General features: G+C 70.5%; 18 protein-coding genes, 1 tRNA gene and 1 pseudogene. 9 read left to right on the top strand and 11 right to left on the bottom strand.

Features of this window, described 5'->3' with window-relative positions; all coding sequences use genetic code 11:
- Positions 1–13: 13 nt before the first annotated feature.
- Positions 14–679 (bottom strand): response regulator transcription factor, encoded by a 666-nt coding sequence (locus tag IE066_RS03830; RefSeq protein ID WP_189447030.1) that lies wholly within the window; start codon positions 677–679, stop codon positions 14–16.
- The gene (locus IE066_RS03835; protein ID WP_189447031.1) at positions 679–1,458 is read right to left on the bottom strand and encodes a 3-hydroxybutyrate dehydrogenase; all 780 of its coding nucleotides are present in this window, start codon (positions 1,456–1,458) and stop codon (positions 679–681) included. Before IE066_RS03835 ends, IE066_RS03830 begins: the two co-directional genes overlap by 1 nt.
- A gap of 176 nt (positions 1,459–1,634) precedes the next feature.
- Here IE066_RS03835 and IE066_RS03840 point away from each other — a divergent pair, with 176 nt between their 5' ends.
- Entirely contained in the window at positions 1,635–3,329 is a 1,695-nt protein-coding gene (locus IE066_RS03840; protein WP_189447032.1) for a 3-hydroxybutyrate oligomer hydrolase family protein, read from the top strand.
- Between the two features lie 149 nt (positions 3,330–3,478).
- Here IE066_RS03840 and rluB read toward each other — a convergent pair whose 3' ends face one another.
- From rluB to IE066_RS03855, 3 genes are all read right to left on the bottom strand, one after another.
- On the bottom strand, positions 3,479–5,074 hold the full coding sequence (rluB, locus tag IE066_RS03845) for a 23S rRNA pseudouridine(2605) synthase RluB (RefSeq protein WP_189447033.1): 1,596 nt from the start codon (positions 5,072–5,074) through the stop codon (positions 3,479–3,481).
- On the bottom strand, positions 5,067–6,029 hold the full coding sequence (gene scpB, locus IE066_RS03850; protein WP_189447034.1) for an SMC-Scp complex subunit ScpB: 963 nt from the start codon (positions 6,027–6,029) through the stop codon (positions 5,067–5,069). Before scpB ends, rluB begins: the two co-directional genes overlap by 8 nt.
- 79 nt (positions 6,030–6,108) lie before the next feature.
- Positions 6,109–7,023, bottom strand: coding sequence for a segregation and condensation protein A (locus tag IE066_RS03855; protein WP_189447035.1), 915 nt, complete (start codon positions 7,021–7,023; stop codon positions 6,109–6,111).
- Positions 7,024–7,296: 273 nt separating this feature from the next.
- On the opposite strand from IE066_RS03855, the gene IE066_RS03860 reads away from it, so the two are divergent.
- Positions 7,297–7,596 carry a YciI family protein gene (locus IE066_RS03860; protein WP_189447036.1) on the top strand — a complete coding sequence of 100 codons (300 nt, stop codon included), beginning with the start codon at positions 7,297–7,299 and terminating at the stop codon, positions 7,594–7,596.
- Positions 7,593–7,868 carry a BolA family protein gene (locus IE066_RS03865; RefSeq protein WP_189447037.1) on the top strand — a complete coding sequence of 92 codons (276 nt, stop codon included), beginning with the start codon at positions 7,593–7,595 and terminating at the stop codon, positions 7,866–7,868. The genes IE066_RS03860 and IE066_RS03865 overlap by 4 nt, the downstream gene beginning before the upstream one ends.
- 19 nt (positions 7,869–7,887) lie before the next feature.
- On the opposite strand, the gene IE066_RS03870 is transcribed toward IE066_RS03865, so the two are convergent.
- On the bottom strand, positions 7,888–8,643 hold the full coding sequence (locus IE066_RS03870) for a 6-phosphogluconolactonase (protein ID WP_189447038.1): 756 nt from the start codon (positions 8,641–8,643) through the stop codon (positions 7,888–7,890).
- Between the two features lie 138 nt (positions 8,644–8,781).
- Between IE066_RS03870 and smc the strand changes: the two genes are divergently transcribed.
- The 5 genes from smc (at position 8,782) to IE066_RS03895 (ending at position 14,183) form a co-directional block, all read left to right on the top strand.
- Entirely contained in the window at positions 8,782–12,285 is a 3,504-nt protein-coding gene (smc, locus tag IE066_RS03875) for a chromosome segregation protein SMC (protein WP_189447039.1), read from the top strand.
- Positions 12,286–12,310: 25 nt separating this feature from the next.
- Positions 12,311–13,033, top strand: a complete 723-nt coding sequence (gene zipA, locus IE066_RS03880; protein WP_189448790.1) for a cell division protein ZipA — start codon at positions 12,311–12,313, stop codon at positions 13,031–13,033.
- A 63-nt stretch (positions 13,034–13,096) separates the two neighbouring features.
- Complete coding sequence (locus IE066_RS03885) at positions 13,097–13,291, top strand: PspC domain-containing protein (RefSeq protein WP_189447040.1); 195 nt, start codon at positions 13,097–13,099, stop codon at positions 13,289–13,291.
- 7 nt (positions 13,292–13,298) lie between these two features.
- Complete coding sequence (locus tag IE066_RS03890) at positions 13,299–13,859, top strand: hypothetical protein (RefSeq protein WP_308427417.1); 561 nt, start codon at positions 13,299–13,301, stop codon at positions 13,857–13,859.
- 72 nt (positions 13,860–13,931) lie between these two features.
- Entirely contained in the window at positions 13,932–14,183 is a 252-nt protein-coding gene (locus tag IE066_RS03895) for a hypothetical protein (RefSeq protein WP_189447041.1), read from the top strand.
- Between the two features lie 16 nt (positions 14,184–14,199).
- On the opposite strand, the gene IE066_RS03900 is transcribed toward IE066_RS03895, so the two are convergent.
- The 5 genes from IE066_RS03900 to metX form a co-directional block, all read right to left on the bottom strand.
- On the bottom strand, positions 14,200–14,886 hold the full coding sequence (locus tag IE066_RS03900) for a DUF6766 family protein (RefSeq protein ID WP_189447042.1): 687 nt from the start codon (positions 14,884–14,886) through the stop codon (positions 14,200–14,202).
- A 263-nt stretch (positions 14,887–15,149) separates the two neighbouring features.
- Positions 15,150–15,236, bottom strand: a tRNA-Leu gene (locus IE066_RS03905).
- Between the two features lie 24 nt (positions 15,237–15,260).
- A complete protein-coding gene (locus IE066_RS03910; protein ID WP_189447043.1) occupies positions 15,261–15,713 on the bottom strand; it encodes a DUF2214 family protein in 453 nt (150 codons plus the stop codon).
- A gap of 1 nt (position 15,714) precedes the next feature.
- Positions 15,715–16,308, bottom strand: a complete 594-nt coding sequence (locus tag IE066_RS03915) for a cysteine dioxygenase family protein (RefSeq protein WP_189447044.1) — start codon at positions 16,306–16,308, stop codon at positions 15,715–15,717.
- Between the two features lie 10 nt (positions 16,309–16,318).
- Positions 16,319–17,467, bottom strand: a complete 1,149-nt coding sequence (metX, locus tag IE066_RS03920; protein ID WP_189447045.1) for a homoserine O-acetyltransferase MetX — start codon at positions 17,465–17,467, stop codon at positions 16,319–16,321.
- Positions 17,468–17,635: 168 nt separating this feature from the next.
- Between metX and IE066_RS03925 the strand changes: the two are divergent.
- Positions 17,636–18,384, top strand: a pseudogene (locus IE066_RS03925) (hypothetical protein); the annotation flags it as partial.
- Positions 18,385–18,472: the final 88 nt, after the last annotated feature.

Raw genomic sequence — 18,472 nt, forward strand, 5'->3', positions numbered from 1 at the left:
CGGCGGGTGCCGACTAGGCTTCGAGGGTACGCGCCGGGTCGGCCAGTTCGAGCTCGCGAAGCACCACGCTGGCCTGCGTGCGGTTGCGCACGCCCAGGCGCTCGAAGATCGCGGACAGATGCGCCTTGACCGTGCGCTCCTGCACGTCGAGCCGGTCGGCGATCTGCTTGTTGAGCAGGCCCTGCGCCACCAGCGTGAGCACGCGGAACTGCTGCGGCGACAGGCTGGCGAGGCGCGCCGCGAGGTCGGCATCGCTGTTGGAGCTCTGCGTGCGCGCGACTGCCGCACGAAGCGAACCGGGCAGCCACTGCTCGCACGCCAGTACCGCGCGGATCGCATCCCGCAGTTCATCGAGCCCCGCGCTCTTGGGCAGGTAGCCGGCGGCACCATGGTCGAGCGCACGCCGCACCACGCGCGGGTCGTCATTGGCGGACACCACCACCACCGCGACATGGGGGTATTGCGCGCGCACGGCAGCGAGGCCGGCCAGGCCGTGGTTGCCCGGCATGTGCAGGTCGAGCAGCACCAGGTCGATGTCGGGCTCGCGGTCGAGCACCGACAGCACCCCGTCCAGTGAATCGGCCTCGTGCACGACGAGATCGTCCACGGCATCGCGCGCCGCGCCGCGCAGCGCGGCACGGAACAGCGGGTGGTCGTCGGCGACGAGAAGCGCGGGCATTACTGGACCGTCCAGCCCCCGTCCACGTCGATGGTGTGGCCGGTGATGTTGCGCGCCGCCGGCGACATCAGGAACGCGGTGATGCCGGCGAGTTCCTCGAACGTGATGAACACGCCCTTGGGCATCGGCTTGAGCATCACTTCGCTGACCACCTGCGACTCGGGAATGCCGCGCGTCTTGGCCTGGTCCGCGATCTGCTTATCCACCAGCGGCGTTTTTACGTACGTGGGGCAGATCGTGTTGACGGTGATGTCGGCATCGCTGGTTTCCAGCGCGATGACCTTCGAGAAGCCTAGCAAACCGTGCTTGGCGGCGACGTACGCGCTCTTGAACGGACTTGCGACGAGCGAATGGATCGAGCCGATGTTGACCACGCGCCCGAAGCCCCGCTCGCGCATGCCCGGCAGCACCGCGCGGGTCAGCCGCGCCACGCCGATCAGCATCACCTGCACGAGCAGCTCCCACTTCTCCATCGGGAAGTCCTCGAGCTTCGACACGTGCTGCAGGCCCGCGTTGTTGACCAGCACCTCGACGGGACGCGAGAGAGCGGCGAGCACCGCCGACACGCTGTCGTCGGACGTGACGTCGAGCGCATGCGCCTCGGCGCTGTGGCCCTCGTCGCGGATGGCCTGCGCGACGGTCCGCGCCGCATCGGCCGACAGGTCGGTCACGACGACGTGGTGCCCGTCGCGCGCCAGTTCCGTCGCGATGCCGGCGCCGATGCCGCTGCCGGCGCCGGTGACGAGCACGCAGCGCGGGGTCGAGATGAGCTGGGTCATGGAATCCTCCTGCCGGCAGACTACCAATGCCGCCCGCGGCGCGCGTGGTACCAACGTACGATGCCGCGGCGTCGGCCGCTTGCTAGGGTGCATGCATGAACATGCTCCGATCCCTTGCCCTGCTGACGTGCGCCGCCGCGATGGGCGGCTGCGCGAGCCTTCCGACGGATTCGCGAATGGATGCCTTCGCCACGCCCCGCGTCACCGTCCATCGCGACGGCGACGACCTGCTGACCGCCGGCCTCGGGCTGGCGGGCCTGCATGGCGCCACGCCTGCGTTCGCCGATCCCGCGCAGCCGACGCCATCGGAACTGCGCCGGCGCGCGATCTGGTCGAGCTGGCGCGGCATCGCCGACCTCACGCCCGCGGGCGGCTACGGCACGTTGTACGGGTCGACGGCCACCGTGCCGGGCCGCGAGTTCTCGACGCTCGCGCGTCTGCCGGGTGCGTCGCAGCCGCATCGCGTCACCGTGCAGGTGCCGGACGGCTTCGACACGCAGCGGCGCTGCATTCTCGTCGCCCCGTCATCGGGTTCGCGCGGCGTCTACGGCGCGATCAGCGTGGCCGGCGCCTGGGGCCTGCCGCGCGGCTGCGCGGTGGCCTACACCGACAAGGGCGCGGGCAGCGACTACTTTGATCTCGACGCGGGACAGGGCATTGCGCTCGACGGCACGGTGCAGCCCGCCGGCAGCGCGCCGCTCGCGTTCGAGCCCGCGCAGCGCACCGGCAGCGGCATCGCGTTCAAGCATGCGCACTCGGGCGACAACCCCGAAAAGGATTGGGGCCGCCACGTGAAGCAGGCTGCGGAGTTCGCGCTGCAGGCGCTGGACGAGGCCTTTCCGCAGCAGGCGCCGTTCCGTTTCGACAACACGCGCGTGATCGCCGTTTCGATCTCCAACGGCGGCGGCGCGGTGCTGCGCGCCGCCGAGCTCGACGGCGACTGGCTGGATGCCGTCGTCGCCGGCGAGCCCAACATCAACGCGCCCGACGCGCCGCCGCTCTACGACGTCGCGACCGAGGCCGCGCTGCTGATGCCCTGTGCGCTCGGCCATCTGGGCGTGCCGCTGCCGCCGACCGCGGGCCCGAAGTGCGGTGAACTCGCGGAAACGGGTCTGGTCACGGGCGGGAACGATGCCGAGCGCGCTCGCGATGCATACGACCGCCTGCGCGCACGCGGATGGACCGACGAGGCGCTGCGCGCGGGCTCGCTCAGCGTCGCGTTCGACCTCTGGCGTTCGGTGGCCGCGACGTATGCATCCGCCTACGGACGTTTCGAGCCCAACGCGCATCCGTGTGGCTTCCGCTTCGCGACGGTCGACGCGGCGGGCGCGCCGCGCGCCGCGACCGACGTGGAGCGCGCCGCGTGGTGGGCGGACGCCGCCGGCATTCCGCCGGGCGCAGGCGTCATGATGCTGCCGCCCTCCGGCGCCCCCCTGGATTCACTGCGCTGCCTGCGCGGGCTGTGGACCGACACGGGCGCGGCGGCGGACCACGTCCGCGCCGGGATCCGCGAGACGCGAGCCGCGCTGCCGCGCGCCGGTATCCCGATCACGATCGTGCACGGCACCGACGACGGCCTAATCCCGGTCGCGTTCACCAGCGCGCCCTACGTCGACTTCGCGCGCAAGGCGGGGCGTGAGATCACCTACTGGCGTGTCGGCCACGCGCAGCACTTCGACGCCTTCCTGCAGCTCCCGCCGGTAGGCGCCGGCTACGTGCCGCTGCTGCCATACGTCTATGCCGCGCTCGACCGCACCTGGGCACACCTCTACGAAGGGGCACCTATGCCTGTGGATGCGACGATCGCGACTCGCACGCGCGGCTCGGATGCGACGCTGACCGCGGAACATCTCGCGATTCCGGTTCGCTGACGTCGAGCGCGCTTGCGGGACGCCACCGCGAGGTCGCCGTTGCCACCCACGAAGTTCCGGATGCAGCGACGCGCGAAACCCTAGAGCACCCAAGAAAACGGCCGCCCTGGGGCGGCCGTTTTCATTTCATCGTCGTCGCGCGCGACCGATCAGGTGCGCGGGCCGCGATTGCCGCCGCCACCCGGGCGACCGCCGCCACCGGGACGACCACCGCCTCCCGGACGCGGGCCGCGTGGACCGGCGCCCGGCGGGCCCGAGCGCTGCGGACGCGGGCTGCGCGGACGGTCGTAGCCGCCGGCGCCCGGATTCGCGTGGTCGGATGGGAACGACGGCGCATTGGCCGGGTGACCGTACGGATGCGAGCGCTGGCCACCCGGCTTGGCGCCGCCGGGCTTGCGACCCGCGCCGGCACCGTAGGGGCCCGCGCCACCGGCGCGGTCGTCACGGAAGCCACCACCCGCACCGCCACCGGGGCGGCCGCCTCGCGGACCCGCGCCCGCGCCGCCCGGACGAGGACCGCCGCCACCCGGCTTGCCGCCGAAGGGCTTGCGGCCGCGGCCATCGGGATTGCGGTGACCGGACGGGCCGGTCTCGACGCCGTCGGGCACGTACCACGTGCGGAACGCGGCCGGGTTGCCGTCCGGCAGGGGCTTCGGGCCCTTCTCTTTGCGCTGCTTGAACGGTTTGTTGGCCTGGCGCGCGGCCATCTCGCCGCTCACGGTCAGCCCACCCGGCTTGCGTGGGCCGCCGCGGCCACGGCCGCGGTCCTCGCGCACGTTGTCGAAGCGGCGCAGCTCACGCCCTTCATCGGCCGTGCTCTGGCCGCCAACGTAGCCGCCCTGGCTGCGCTCCCCGTTGAAATGGATGGTCGACTTCGCTGCGCGGCGCTGGCCGATCACCGGCTGCAGCGTCAGCGCCGACGGCGCGCCGTCCTCGAGGCCGAGATCGGTGCGCAGCTGTTCGACGCGCGCGGTCGGCAGTTCCTGCGAATGCCCGCGCAGCAGCTCGCGCGGCAGCTCGACGCCGCCGTAGCGCACGCGCTTGAGCCGGCTGACCTGGCAGCCCTGCGATTCCCACAGGCGACGCACCTCGCGATTGCGGCCTTCCTTGACGACGACGCGATACCAGTCGTGCGACTCGCTGCCGCCGATCTTCTCGATCTCGTCGAACTTCGCCGGGCCGTCGTCGAGCTGCACGCCCTTGGCGAGCCGCGCGATGAGCTCGTCCGGCACGTGTTCCTCGCCTTCCGGCGCGCGCACTCGGCAGACGTACTCGCGCTCGACCTCCTTCGACGGATGCATCAGCGCATTGGCCAGCTCGCCGTCGGTGGTCAGCAGGAGCAGGCCGGTCGTGTTGATGTCGAGGCGGCCGATCGCGATCCAGCGCGCGCCCTTCAGCGGCGGCAGTGCCTCGAAGATCGTGGGCCGGCCTTCGGGATCCTCGCGGGTGGTCACTTCGCCTTCGGGCTTGTTGTAGACCAGCACGCGCGCCGGCTCGGTCAGCGCGGTCGCGACGAACTGGCGGCCGTCGATCTCGATGCGATCGCCGCCGCCGATGGACATGCCCACCTGCGCGACTTCGCCGTTGACCTTGACCATGCCGTCGGCGATGCGCTGCTCCAGCGCACGGCGCGAGCCGAGGCCGGCTTGCGCGAGCACCTTGTGCAGGCGCTCTTCCATGCGCGGGGCGGGGGCCGCCGGCTGTTCGCGCCGCAGCGTGAGCTTGCGGTTTTTTTCTTCACTCATTTTCGTTTGACTCCGCCGCATCGCTCGATGCGGTCGTCATGTCGGGAACGGTCGTCGTCTCGACGGCGTTGTCTTGCTCGTGATCGTTCTCGTCCGCCGCGCGCTCTCCCGGCGCGGCTTCGGGATCGACGGCGGCGTTCGCGCCGTCGGGGGTTTCGTCATCGTCCGTGTCGTCCAGCCCATCGTCCGTGAAGACGACCGGACGTTCGGTGCGGAAATCGAGGTCGTCGCCGTCCTCGTCTTCCTCCCCGTCCTGCGGGTCGTCCTGGTAATCGTTGTCGTCGCCGGCGTCCGCGCCGGTTGCGTCGGTTTCCAGCGGGGCCGCGGAGTCGCCCGCCGCCAGCGCGTCGGCGGATTCAACGCCGCCCACCGCCAGCGCGGGCGCGACGCCCGTGGTGTCCTCGAACTGCAACTGCGGCTCCAGGTCGCCGATGTCCTTGAGTTCCGACAGGGGCGGAAGCTCGTCGAGGCGCTTGAGGCCGAAGTAGTCGAGGAACGCCTTGGTGGTGCCGAACAGCGCCGGGCGGCCCGGCACGTCGCGATGGCCCACCACGCGGATCCACTCGCGCTCTTCCAGCGCCTTGATGATGTTGCTGCTCACCGACACGCCACGCACCTGCTCGATCTCGCCGCGCGTGATCGGCTGGCGGTAGGCGATCAGCGCGAGCGTTTCGAGCGTGGCGCGCGTATAGCGCGTCTGGCGCTCGGTCCACAGGCGCGTCACCCAGCCGTGCACCTCGGCCCTGACCTGGTAGCGGAAGCCGGTGGCGACCTCGACCAGCTCGACGCCGCGCTCGGCGCAGGCGGCCTGCAAGGCTTCGATCGCCGCCTCGATGGCGCCCGGCGGCGACGGCTCGTCCTCGGGGAACAGCTCACGCAGCTGGGCCAGCGACAGCGGCTGGCTGGAGGCCAGCAGGGCGGCCTCGACGATCCGGTTGATCAGCGTCTGGTCCATCGAATTCCCGTATCACGCGCCACGGCGCGGGCCGTGGCTCTTCCCCTGCGACGCCTCGCGGCGCCGCGTCCAGTTGCGGTCACGCGGCGTCGTTCGCCGCGTCGTCGTCGAACTCGCTCGACAGCTCGATCTCCGCCGCGTTGGTGAGCGCCAGCGTCTTGACGTAGATCGGCGCCAGCGGCGCCTCCTGCACGATCTCAACCAGCTGTTCCTTGGCCAGCGTGAGCATGCCGAGGAAGGTCACCACCACGCCCAGACGGCCTTCCGACGCATCGAACAGTGATTCGAAGCGGTGGAAGCCGCCGTCCGACAGGCGCTCGAGCAGCTCGCCCATGCGCTGGCGCACGCTCAGCGCATCGCGCTTGATCGCATGCTGGGTGAACAGCTCGGCGCGCGTCAGCACATCGCGCAGCGCCAGCAGCATTTCCTTCAGGTCGACCGGCGGCGGCAACCGCACGATCGACCGCTCCGGCACGTGCGCCTGCACCGTCGACGTGTCGCGCTCCAGGCGGGGCAGGGTGTCGATGTCCTCCGCCGCCTTCTTGAAGCGCTCGTATTCCTGCAGGCGCCGCACCAGTTCCGCGCGCGGGTCCTCTTCATCGCCTTCGTCATTGACCACGCGCGGCAGGAGCATGCGCGACTTGATCTCGGCGAGCATCGCGGCCATCACGAGGTAGTCCGCGGCGAGTTCGAACCGCATCTCGTGCATCGCGGCGATGTACTCGACGTACTGCTTGGTGATGTCGGCGACCGGGATGTCGAGGATGTCCAGGTTCTGCCGGCGGATCAGGTACAGCAACAGGTCCAGCGGGCCTTCGAACGCCTCGAGGATCACTTCGAGCGCGTCCGGCGGGATGTAGAGGTCCTGCGGGATCTGCAGCACCGGCTGGCCATGCACCACCGCCAGCGGCATTTCCTGCTGCTGCGGATGGCCCGGGGATGCCGGGCTTGGCGGATTGTCCTCGGTCGCCTGCGGCGCGAGATCGTCGGTCATTCGGGACCGGCCCCTCCGGGCCTGGCACAGCTCACTGCGGATCGGGCCGGGCGGCCCCTCGGTGATGCGGACAACGATGCGGACGGCGCGCGCACGGGGCGCGGCGACGGGTTTCGCGATCGGGATGCCGGACGTGGGAGCGGGGGCTCCACCGCGGCTGTCGACGGTGGGACAGGTCGACGGACGGGGCTAGCGTACGGGCCGCGCAAGGGCCTGTCCAGCGAGCGGCCGGTCGCCCTTTAGAATTGCCGCCTTTCCAGACAGGAGCGGGCCATGTGGTACGTGATCGATGCACGCGACGGCGAGAACGTGCTGGCGCGCCGGCTCGAGGCGCGGCCGCGCCACCTCGAGCGCCTCCACGCCCTTCGCGACGCCGGCCGCCTGCTGCTCGCGGGACCGTGTCCGGCGATCGATGCGGACGATCCGGGCCCGGCCGGCTTCTCGGGGAGCCTGGTCGTCGCCGAGTTCGAATCGATCGACGCCGCCCGCGCCTGGGCCGCCGCGGACCCGTACGTCGAAGCGGGCGTCTATGCCTCGGTGGACGTGCGCCCGTTCCGCAAGGTCCTGCCGTGAAGCCCGAGCAGCGCGTCGCGGCCATCCGCTCGGCGCTGGAGGCGGCGTTCGCGCCGCTCTCGCTCGACGTAATCGACGACAGCCACCGTCATGCCGGCCACGCCGGCGCGCGTGACGGCCGCGGCCACTTCCGGGTCGCGCTGGTCAGCGCGGCGTTCGAGGGCATGGGGGCGTTGGCGCGGCACCGCGCGGTCTATGCGGCGCTGGGCGAACTCATGGCCACCGACATCCACGCGCTCTCGATCGACGCACGCACGCCCGGTCAGGCCTGATCGGAGGCCGGTCGGCCGCTCAGGGGCACCAATGCACGTGGACCGGCGTACCGCCGGCGAGCCGCACCGCCGCGAGCGACGAGGCCAGCGGCTCCTCGCCGGTCATCGCCGCCTCGAAGTGCCGGTGCTGTTCGTCGCCGCGAAGGAGCAGCAGGCGGCAGGATGCGCGCGACAGTCCGAGCGGCGTGGCGGTGATGCGCCGCGGCCAGGCGCTTCGGGCGCGGCTGAACGAGGCGTCCAGCGCGGTGTAGTCCTGCTGCGCCACGATCGCGCGCGGGAAGTCGGGCGAATCGGCGAACAGCGCGGCCACGTGCCCGTCGTCGCCCATCGACATCACCAGCACGTCCGCGGCATGGCGGGCATGGGCATTGGCGATGGCCACCGCATCTTCAAGCCGCCGCCCGGCGAGCGTCAGTGGTTCCAGCCGTGCCTCGGCAGCCCGGTCGACCAGCAGGTGGCGGCGCAGGGCGGCGGCATGACTGTCGGGATCGTCGGGCTGCAGCCAGCGCTCGTCGACCAGGCCGACGTCGACGCGCTCCCAGTCGAGCGGCGCGCCCGCCAGCGCGCGCAGGACGGGCGCGATCGTGTCCGAGGGCGACGCCAGTAGCCGTGCGCGGGGTCGGGCCTGCAGGTGGCGGCGCAGTTCACCGGCGATCATCACCGCGGCGGCCCAGGTCCATACGAGCGCGTCCCGGTGCCGATGCACCGGCCAGCCACCGGGCGCATGGTCCAGGCGGTCTGTCAGGGGGCGGGCGGCGGTCGCTCCGGGGCGCATGCGGGGATCATGCAGGCTCCGTGCCGGCTGCGCACGTCTTGGCGTCTCCTTCACGCCGCTATACTCGCGGACCGCGCGCCGGCCGACCGGCCGGCGCCCCAAGCGTGCCCCGTGCCGCGCCAGAGGCCGCCTCGCCGAATGCGTCTTTCCACGATCAAGCTGTCGGGCTTCAAGTCCTTCGTCGACCCGACCACCGTCCATCTCTCCGGCAACATGACCGGTGTCGTCGGCCCCAACGGCTGCGGCAAGTCGAACATCATCGATGCCGTGCGCTGGGTGATGGGCGAGAGCTCGGCCAGCCGCCTGCGCGGCGATTCGCTGACCGACGTGATCTTCGCGGGCTCCTCGGCGCGCAAGCCGGTGTCGCAGGCGATGGTCGAGCTGATCTTCGACAATTCGGACCACACGATCACCGGCGAGTACGCCGCGTTCAACGAGATCTCGATCAAGCGCGTGGTCTCGCGCGACGGCCAGAGCCAGTACTACCTCAACGGCACGAAGTGCCGCCGCCGCGACATCACCGACCTGTTCCTCGGCACCGGCATCGGCCCGCGCAGCTACTCGATCATCGAGCAGGGGATGATCAGCCAGGTCATCGACGCCAAGCCCGAGGACCTGCGCATGTACCTGGAGGAAGCCGCCGGCATCTCCAAGTACAAGGAGCGCCGCAAGGAGACGGAAACCCGCATCCGCCATACGCGCGAGAACCTCGACCGCCTCAACGACCTGCGCGAGGAAGTCGGAAAGCAGCTGCAGCACCTCGCGCGGCAGGCGCGGCAGGCCGAGCAGTACCAGGCCATCCAGGCCGAGCGGAAGGTGCGCGACGCGGAATGGAAGGCGCTCGAATACCGCGCGCTCGATCGCAAGCTGCAGGGCCAGCGCGAGAAGCTCTCGCAGCTCGAGACGCGCCTGCAGCAGCTGATCGCCGAGCAGCGAGAGGCCGAGCGCCAGCTGGAGGAAGGCCGCGTCAAGCGCGAGGAAGCCGCCGAGCACCTGTCGCGCGCGCAGGCCGAGAGCTACGAGGTCAGCGGCGTGCTCGCGCGCGTCGAGCAGCAGATCCAGCACCAGCGCGAGATGTCCTCGCGCCTGCAGCGCGCGCGAGACGAAGCGCTTGCGCAGCTGTCGGAGATCGCCAACCACATCGGCAGCGACCAGGCGCGCCTGGATGCGCTGCGCAACGCGCTCGAGAACGACGAGCCGCGCCTTGAAGCGCTGCGCGACGAGGAACTCACCCGCGGCGATGCGCTGCGCGATGCCGAGCAGAAGCTCGCCGACTGGCAGCAGCGCTGGGACACGCATGCACGCTCGCAGGCCGAAGCCTCGCGTGCGGCGGATGTCGAACGCGCGCGCATCGAGGGCCTGGACCGCATCGCGCTGGACGCGGAGCGCCGCCGCGAGGCACTGTCGGGCGAACGCGCCAGCCTCGATGTCGACGCGCTGGCCGAGTCCGCTTCCGCCATCGTGGAGCAGCTGGAAACGCAGAAGCTCGCCGTGGACACGCTGAGCGTCGAACTCGACGCACGCAAGCAGGCCGTGTCGGCGATGCAGGAACGCCAGCGCGAGACGCAGACGCAGCTCGCCGACGTTCGCAAGCAGGCGCAGGCCGCACGCGGCCGCCTGTCGGGCCTGGAAACGCTTCAAGCCGCCGCGCTCGGCCAGGAGCAGGGCCGAGCGATGGACTGGCTGCGATCGCACGGCCTCAGCGACGCCACCCGCGTCGGCGAGGCGCTGCGCGTCGAGGGCGGGTGGGAAACCGCCGTCGAAGTCGCGCTGGGCCAGCTGATCGAAGGCGTGCTGGTCGACGAACCGGGACGCCTCGCTGCCGATCTCGGCGGTCTGGCCGAAGGCCGGCTGGCACTGGTCGACGGCGCGAGCGATGGGGCGTCTTTCGCGGCGACGTCGCTCGCGTCGTACGTGCAGGGCCCTGCGGCGATCCGCCGCCTGCTGGCGCGCGTGCACGTCGCCGAGGATCTCGACGCGGGCGTACGCCTGCTGCCGTCGCTGCCGGAAGGCGACGTCGTCATCAGCCGCGGCGGCGAGCGCCTCGGTGCCGGCTGGGTGCAGGTGGTGCGCGCCAGCGCCGGTACGCAGGGCGCGCTGGTTCGCGAGCGCGAAATCCAGTCGCTGCGCGAGGAGATCGAGTCGCTGGTGACGCGCGAGCGCGAGCTCGAAGCGCTGCTGGTGGAGCTGCGCGACCAGTTGCTCGCGGCCGAGCAGCAGCGCGAGGACGCGCAGCGCCAGCTCTACATGGCGCACCGCACCGTGAGCGAACTCGGCGGCCAGCTGCAGAGCCAGCAGGGCAAAGTCGACGCCGCGCGCACCCGCATCGATCGCATCGACGCCGAGCTGGCGCAGCTCGGCGAGACGCTGGAGTCCGCCCGCGAGCAGTCGCGGCTGGCGCGCAGCAACCAGGAGGACGCGGTCGTCCGCATGTCCGAGCTGGAGGACGTGCGCGAGGAACTGGAGAACGAGCGTCGCCGCCTCACCGAGATGCGCGATGCCGCCCGCAACGCCGCGCGCGAGGCGCGCGACGCCGCGCATGCGCTCGCGCTCACCGTCGAGAGCCAGCGTGCGCAGCTCGCCGGCCTGACGCAGGCGCTGGAGCGCATGACCGGCCAGCGCGGCCAGCTCGATTCGCGGCTGGGCGAGCTTTCCGAGCAGCTCGCCGACGGCGACGCGCCCGTGCGCGAACTCGAGGAGCAGCGGCAGGTCGCGCTGGAGCAGCGTGTACTCGCGGAGCAGAATCTCACCGCCGCGCGCACCGCGCTCGACGGTATCGACCACGAGCTGCGCGGCTTCGAGCTCATCCGCCAGCAGCGCGACGAGCAGGCCCTGCAGCAGCGCGAGGCCATCGGCCAACGCCGCCTCGAGCTGCAGGCGCTGACACTCAAGGCCGAGCAGCTCACCGTCGCCGTCGCCGAGGCCGGCTTCGCGCTCGACGAGGTCACCGCCACCCTGACCGAGGACATGGAGCCGCAGGCGTGGGAGCGCACGGTCGCCGAGCTCGACGCCAGGCTGCGCCGCCTCGAGCCGGTCAACCTCGCCGCGATCCAGGAACACGCCGAGGCCGCGCAGCGCAAGGAATACCTCGACGCACAGAACACCGACCTCACCACCGCGCTCGAAACGCTCGAAGACGCGATCCGCAAGATCGACCGCGAGACCCGCGGCCGCTTCAAGGACACGTTCGACCGCGTCAATTCCGGCATGCAGGAGCTGTATCCGCGCCTGTTCGGCGGTGGCCACGCCTACCTGGAACTCACCGGCGACGACCTGCTGGACACCGGCGTCGCGATCATGGCCCGCCCGCCGGGCAAGCGCGTGTCGAACATCTCGCTGCTGTCCGGCGGTGAGAAGGCGATGACGGCGGTCGCGCTGGTGTTCGCGATCTTCCGCCTCAACCCGGCGCCGTTCTGCCTGCTCGACGAGGTGGATGCGCCGCTGGACGAAGCGAACGTCGGCCGTTTTACGGCGATGGTCAACGAGATGAGCGAGCAGGTACAGTTCCTGTTCGTCACCCACAACAAGGTCACGATGGAAGCCGCGAAGCAGCTCATGGGCGTCACCATGCGCGAGCCGGGCGTCAGCCGCCTCGTGTCCGTCGACCTCGCCGAAGCCGCGCGTCTCGCCGGCGCCGCCTGACGCCAAGGAGCCCTCGATGCCGACCATTTCCGACGGGATGATGCTGAGGATCCTGATCCTCGTCGCGGGCGTCGTGCTCTTCGCCTGCATCCTGCTGTTCGGTCGGCCGAAGAAGGCGGGGCAGGGGCGTCGTCTCCCGCGCGAAGGCGAAGCCGGTCGCGTCGAGCCCACGCTGGGCGAGCAGCTCGAATCCGAACTCGCGACCGATGCGGACGCGGTGCCGACGCAGGAGTCGCTCGACCTCGAGCCGCGGCCCTCAGGCGCGCCGAAGGACGAGCTCGGCAAGCGCACCACCGACGAGTTCGACAAGATCGTGACGCTCTACCTCGCCGCGCGCGCGGGCCAGATGCTGCATGGGCCCGACATCGTGGTCGCCGCCGAACGCGCCGGGCTGGTCTACGGCCACATGGGTGTGTTCCATCGACTGGTCGAGGGACGCCCGGAACGCGGGCCGGTTTTCAGCGTCGCGAACATCATGAAGCCCGGCAGCTTCGACATGGCCGCGATCCAGGAGCTGCAGACGCCCGCCATCGCGTTCTTCCTGACGCTGCCTGCGCCGGTCGCCGCGCTCGATGCATGGGACACCATGCTGCCGACCGCGCAGCGCATGGCCGAGCTGCTCGACGGCGTGGTGCTGGACGAGCAGCGCAACGCCATCGGCCGCCAGCGCATCGCGCATATCCGCGACGAGCTGCGTGCGTACGATCGCCAGCGCGAAGCGCCGCCGCTGACGCGTCCCGTGCGCTGAAGCGGCGACGGGGCGCTCACGTCCGCCCGCTAGACTGCCGCCGCATCGAAAACGAGGTGCGACATGGCCACTTCCGGACTCCATCGCTCGCGGCATGACCGCATGATCGCCGGCGTGATCGGCGGGCTCGCCCAACGCCTGGGCTGGAGCTCGACGATGCTCCGCGTGCTGTACGTCATCGTCTCCATCGCGTCGGCCGCGTTCCCCGGCATCCTGGTCTACCTGATCGCCTGGCTGCTGATTCCCGAAGGCGACTGAGCACGCGATGCCGCGCCCCGCCAAGACCGCAGAGGGCCGGCGCACATCGGTGCCCGCGCCGGTCGGCTCGACCCGTCCCACGCAGGTGCAGCGGATTCCGGCGCTGCTGGTCGCGCTAGGCGTGCTGTGGGCACTGCCTAATACGCTGGTCGGCCTGCTGCTCGGCGCTCTCGGCATGTGCTTCGGCGCACGCCCGCGTCTGCGCCGCCACGACCTCGCCTGCGTTTTCCATCGGTGGCCATGGGGGCCGGGCGGCGCGATGACCCTCGGAAACGTGATCCTTCACACCGGGAGCGACCTCGACGTCAGCTGTGCGACCTACGCGCACGCCGCCGGGCTCGGCGAGGAGCCCGCGGTGACGCTCGCCTTGCACGAACGCGCCCACGTGTACCAGTACCTCGCGCTGGGCCCGCTGTTCCTGCCCGTGTATCTCGCCTGCGGCGGCATCGGCGTGCGCAACCGCTTCGAGCGTGCGGCGGATCGCTATGCCGCGACCGGTCGCGGCTGGTGGCCCTGGCCGGCGCCACCATTGCCCAGAGCACCCGCGCGGACGGCCGACGAGCGGTAAATCGATGCGCTGGCACTGGGCTAGTGTCGAGCGGATGGGGGCTGCGAGTCGCGCGAGCGACAGGGAGGCGGCATGGAGTTCAAGGCATATCGCCGGCCGGACGGGGCGTACGTCCTGGTGCCCGATTGCCTCGTCGCGTCGCGCGACGCCCAGGCGCGCCACGGTCCGCTCGTGCTCGTCGCCCGCTTCGAGGCCTCGTGCGCACCGGACGATCCCGTCTGGCGCCGCGTCCTTGCCGACATCGATCGGCAGTCCTACGCGGTCGTTCGGCGCAACACCGGCGAATACCTGATCCGCCACACGCCGACGCCGCAGGCGGTCTGACCCGGAGCGGCCGCCGTCAGGCGCCGGTCTTCGCGTGAGGCGCCTCGACGTCCTTCGACTCGGTCGAGTCCTTTTCGCGCAGGAAGATCGAAAGCACCACCAGCGAGATCACCGCCAGGAACTCGCTCTGCCAGTTCTGGAACGACTCGAACCAGAACGGGGCGCTCCACAGGTGTTCCCACAGGGTGGTGGTCGCAGCCTGCCCGTGCATCGCCTGCTCACCGAGGTGCTGCCGCCAGCTGTTGTAGAGATGCCCCACGAAGCTGAGCGCGAACAGGAGCAGCAACGCACCGGACAGCGAATGCTCGTAGGCCCTGCGCCAGCCGCCGCCACGACGAACCGGCCATGGGCGCTGCGCGAACGGCACCGGCTCGGGGTCGGGCTCCTGCTCGGGGTCCAATGGGCGCGACTCGGACGCGCCGCGCTGACGCAGGAAGGCGGTGCCGAGCACGAACAGCCCCATCTGGAGGAATTCGCTCTCCCAGTTCTCGAACAGCGTCGAGAGGAAGTCTTCACCCGTGACGTATTCGGCGAGCGATTCCGCCGCCTGGCCATGCTCGCGCCGTTCCTCGTTGTCGAACCGCCAGCCGGTCAGCGCATGGCCGAGAATCGACAGGAGCATCAAAGCGAGGAACGCCAGCGTCAGACCGTTGCGGCCAAGGAAGCTGTCGCGCACTGCATGCCGGGAGACGACCCTGGACATGGAGGAACTCCGTCGAAGACTTGCGCCGGAGCTTAGGGAAGATCGCCGTACAGCCGGTGCGAAGGGCGGGCGTCGGCCGATCCGTGACGCTGAGTGGCTAAGCCCGGTCGACGGTACGTCTAGGTTTCGGCGTCGCCCGGCACGTCCTCGGCCGTGTCCGTAAGCGTGTCGTTCGCACGCGGTCCGACGCTCGCAAAAGCAAAAGCCCCGCGGGCTGCCGCGGGGCTTTCGTCAACGGCGAAAGGAAACTGCCGACCTGATCATGGTGCCGGAAGTGGGACTCGAACCCACACGGTTTTAAGGCCGGCGGATTTTGAGTCCGCTGCGTCTACCGATTCCGCCATTCCGGCGCGGACGCGAAGTATAGCCGGCTGTCAGAGGCCGCCGTAGCGCGCCATGCCCGCGGCGGCGATCACAATGACCACAATCAGCGCGAGTTGCACGCGCACGAGGCGTGCGGCGCGTGCCCATGCGGCGGCGTCGGGCACGAAGCCTGCGTCGTCGCGCAGGGCGCGGCGCCAGCGCGCGTAGGCCAGAGTCGGGACAAGCGAGAGGAGGGCGGCGAGCAGGAACGCGCCGGCCTTGGCGTGGAACCACGGGTTGTGCAGGTAGAAGTCCGCGCCTTTCAGGCCTTGGAACACGCGCAGCAGGCCGACGACCAGCAGGGCGGTGGCGGTAAGGCCGTAGCCGATGTCGAGGCGGCCGAGGCGCTGCAGTGCGGTGGCATCCGGACGGCCACGCAGCAGTGCCATCTCGCTCGCGAGCATCGCGATCAGCCCGACCACCAGCACATGGTGCAGCGAGGCGAGCGCGAAGTCGCGCCACATGTCAGGCGGCCTCGTCCGTGCGCAGCACGTTGGCGCCGCGCTGGTACCACTCGCCCCCGACCGGCGCGAAGGTCGAGCAGCACTGCATCTCGGCCTTGTAGATGTGCAGCGAGACGGCGACCTGGTCGTCGCTGTTGTTGCGGATGGTGTGGTACTCGTGCGGCGGGATCAGGCTGCCCGCACTGCCGGGGCCGGCCTGCATGCCGCCTGCGGGACGGAAGCGGAAACGATCACCGTCCTGCTCCAGTAGCTCGTACTGGGTGATCTCCAGCTCGCCGTCCCAGACGCCCTCGACGCACCAGAGACCCGAATGGTCGTGCACCGGCGTGCCCTGGCCCGGGCCCCATGTCATGGCGACGACGCTGTAGCCGTGCTGCGGGCTGCGGTAGAGCTCGCGCCGCGCGTAGTGATCCGTGATCGGCTCGTAGACGCAGTCGGGCAGGCGCACGCCGCGGTCGCGGATCAGCTCGCACAGCGTGTTACGCACGGAGCGGGTCACCGTCTGGTCGTCGCCGGCGGTCACCGCTGCGTCGATCGCGGCGATGAGCCGGTCGTGGCCGGGAAAGTCGATGTCAGGCAGCGTCGCGATGTTCATGTGCCCGATTCTAGCCCGCGGCCGTCGGCAGCTGGTCCAGGAAGCCACGAATGGCGGGGCCGAAGCGCGCGATGTCGACGAGGAAGGCATCGTGACCCTGCGGCGATTCCAGCGGCAGGAATCGCGCGTCGACCCCGCCCTGCGCCAGGCCCGTCGCGATCTCTTCCTGCTGCTGCAGGGGGAACAGGATGTCGGTCTGCACGCCGATCACCAGCGCCTTCTCGATGCGGATGGACGCGAGTGCATCGAGCGTGCCGTCGCGGTTCTGGCCGCCGCGCTCGCCCAGGCAGTCGCCGATGTCGAACCAGTCCATCGCGCGGCTGAGGTAGAGGTAGCAGTTGGGGTCGAAGCGGCGCACGAACCGGCGCGCGTGTGCTTCCAGATAGCTCTCGACCTCGAACTCGAGGCCGAACGGATCCTCGTCCTGACGGTCGGAATCGAGCCGCACGCGACCGAAGCGGCCGTCCCATTCGAGCGCGGAGCGATAGGTGATCACCCCCAGCTTGCGTGCCATGCGCATGCCCGATTCGGGATACGTGGCGTCGTCGTAATGACCGCCGTTCCAGTTCGGATCGAGCCGGATCGCCTCGCGCTGCAGCGAACGGATGGCGATGGAGAACGGCAGCGCGCGGGCCGCGCCGGAAATATTGATGTGGTTGCGCGCCAGGCCCGGGTGCCGCAGCAGGAAGGCGAGCGAGACCATGCCGCCCATCGAGTTGCCGATCACGCAGGCGAGCCGGTCGATGCCGAGCGCGCGCACGACGTGCGCAGCCGCATCGGCGCAGTCCTCGACCGACAACGGCGGGAACTCCAGGCGATACATCTCGCCCGTATCGGGGTTGATCGACGCCGGGCCGGTCGAGCCCTTGCAGCTGCCGAGCGTGTTGACGCAGACGACGAACCAGCGGTCGGTGTCGATGGGCTTGCCGGGGCCGAGCATGGCCTCCCACCAGCCCGGCGACGGATCGTCCGCGCTCGCGGCGGCGTGGGCGTCCGGCGACAGCCCGGTGAGGATCAGCACGGCGTTCGATGCGTCCGCATCCAGGCGCCCCCAGGTTTCGTAGGCCATCCGCGCGCCGTGCAGCGCGCCGTCGCGGCGCGTCTGGAAGGGCGAGGGCAGGTCGACGTGTCGCGTTCCGGGCGGGATGAATTCGGTCATTGCTTCGATCCGTTCAGCAGCCGCAATTGTCCTGCCGCAGCCGGCTGAACGCCAAATGCACGCGAACGGCCGCTTGGACCGTCGCTACACGCAGCCGGTTCCAGAGTGCGGTTTCCACATCCCCCAAGGAGCAGTGCCGTGGCGAACAACACGAACGATACGAGAGACATGAACCGCGATCCGATCAGCGGCGCGCCCGGCTCGCATCCGGTGGGCACCGGTGTCGGTGGCGTGGGCGGTGCGGCGGTCGGCGCGGCGGTGGGCAGCGCCTTCGGCCCGATCGGAACGCTGGTAGGCGGTGCGATCGGCACGATCGCCGGTGCCGCCGTGGGCCACTCCGCCGCCGAGCGCGTCGACCCGACCGGCGAAACCGAGGCCTGGCGCAGCGAGTCGGCGAGCCGGCCGTACTACGACAACACCATGGACTACGACCGCGACTATGCGCCGGCCTATCGTTACGGCACCGAGGCGCGCAACGAGAACCACGGCGAGGCCTGGAGCAACGCGGAAACCCGCCTGCAGTCAGGCTGGGACAACGCAAAGGGCGAGTCGCGCCTGGCATGGGACAAGGCACGCGATGCCGTGCGCGACGCGTGGGACCGCAGCGACCGCACCTACAAGACCTACGACGCGACCGATCGCCACTTCGAGGACCGTTACAACCAGGCGGACTACTACAAGGCCGATTACAGCTTCGACGACTACCGTCCCGCGTACCGCTATGGCACGTATGCACGCAGCCAGTCGGCGAACGGCCAGTGGGACGAGACCACCGAGCGCGAACTCGAGCGCGGCTGGGACTCGGCGCGCGGCACGTCTCGCCTGGCGTGGACGGATGCCAAGGGCGCGGTGCGCGATGCGTGGCATGGCGTCGAGCGGATCATCCCCGGCGACGCGGACCGCGACGGCCGCTGATCGACGCGGCGAGGTTTGAATGCGGGGCCGGCCGGCAACGGTCGGCCCTTTTTCGTCCGCATCCATGTGCAATGCCGCAATACGACTCGC

The sequence above is a fragment of the Cognatilysobacter xinjiangensis genome, assembly GCF_014651995.1.
Classification (GTDB): Bacteria; Pseudomonadota; Gammaproteobacteria; order Xanthomonadales; family Xanthomonadaceae; genus Cognatilysobacter; species Cognatilysobacter xinjiangensis.

What these genes read in the sequence shown, in the direction of transcription:
- IE066_RS03830 (WP_189447030.1), bottom strand. Translation starts at nt 679, where the DNA reads ATGCCCGCGCTTCTCGTCGCCGACGACCACCCGCTGTTCCGTGCCGCG.
- IE066_RS03835 (WP_189447031.1), bottom strand. Translation starts at nt 1,458, where the DNA reads ATGACCCAGCTCATCTCGACCCCGCGCTGCGTGCTCGTCACCGGCGCC.
- IE066_RS03840 (WP_189447032.1), top strand. Translation starts at nt 1,635, where the DNA reads ATGGATGCCTTCGCCACGCCCCGCGTCACCGTCCATCGCGACGGCGAC.
- rluB (WP_189447033.1), bottom strand. Translation starts at nt 5,074, where the DNA reads ATGAGTGAAGAAAAAAACCGCAAGCTCACGCTGCGGCGCGAACAGCCG.
- scpB (WP_189447034.1), bottom strand. Translation starts at nt 6,029, where the DNA reads ATGGACCAGACGCTGATCAACCGGATCGTCGAGGCCGCCCTGCTGGCC.
- IE066_RS03855 (WP_189447035.1), bottom strand. Translation starts at nt 7,023, where the DNA reads ATGACCGACGATCTCGCGCCGCAGGCGACCGAGGACAATCCGCCAAGC.
- IE066_RS03860 (WP_189447036.1), top strand. Translation starts at nt 7,297, where the DNA reads ATGTGGTACGTGATCGATGCACGCGACGGCGAGAACGTGCTGGCGCGC.
- IE066_RS03870 (WP_189447038.1), bottom strand. Translation starts at nt 8,643, where the DNA reads ATGCGCCCCGGAGCGACCGCCGCCCGCCCCCTGACAGACCGCCTGGAC.
- smc (WP_189447039.1), top strand. Translation starts at nt 8,782, where the DNA reads ATGCGTCTTTCCACGATCAAGCTGTCGGGCTTCAAGTCCTTCGTCGAC.
- IE066_RS03885 (WP_189447040.1), top strand. Translation starts at nt 13,097, where the DNA reads ATGGCCACTTCCGGACTCCATCGCTCGCGGCATGACCGCATGATCGCC.
- IE066_RS03890 (WP_308427417.1), top strand. Translation starts at nt 13,299, where the DNA reads ATGCCGCGCCCCGCCAAGACCGCAGAGGGCCGGCGCACATCGGTGCCC.
- IE066_RS03895 (WP_189447041.1), top strand. Translation starts at nt 13,932, where the DNA reads ATGGAGTTCAAGGCATATCGCCGGCCGGACGGGGCGTACGTCCTGGTG.
- IE066_RS03900 (WP_189447042.1), bottom strand. Translation starts at nt 14,886, where the DNA reads ATGTCCAGGGTCGTCTCCCGGCATGCAGTGCGCGACAGCTTCCTTGGC.
- IE066_RS03910 (WP_189447043.1), bottom strand. Translation starts at nt 15,713, where the DNA reads ATGTGGCGCGACTTCGCGCTCGCCTCGCTGCACCATGTGCTGGTGGTC.
- IE066_RS03915 (WP_189447044.1), bottom strand. Translation starts at nt 16,308, where the DNA reads ATGAACATCGCGACGCTGCCTGACATCGACTTTCCCGGCCACGACCGG.
- metX (WP_189447045.1), bottom strand. Translation starts at nt 17,467, where the DNA reads ATGACCGAATTCATCCCGCCCGGAACGCGACACGTCGACCTGCCCTCG.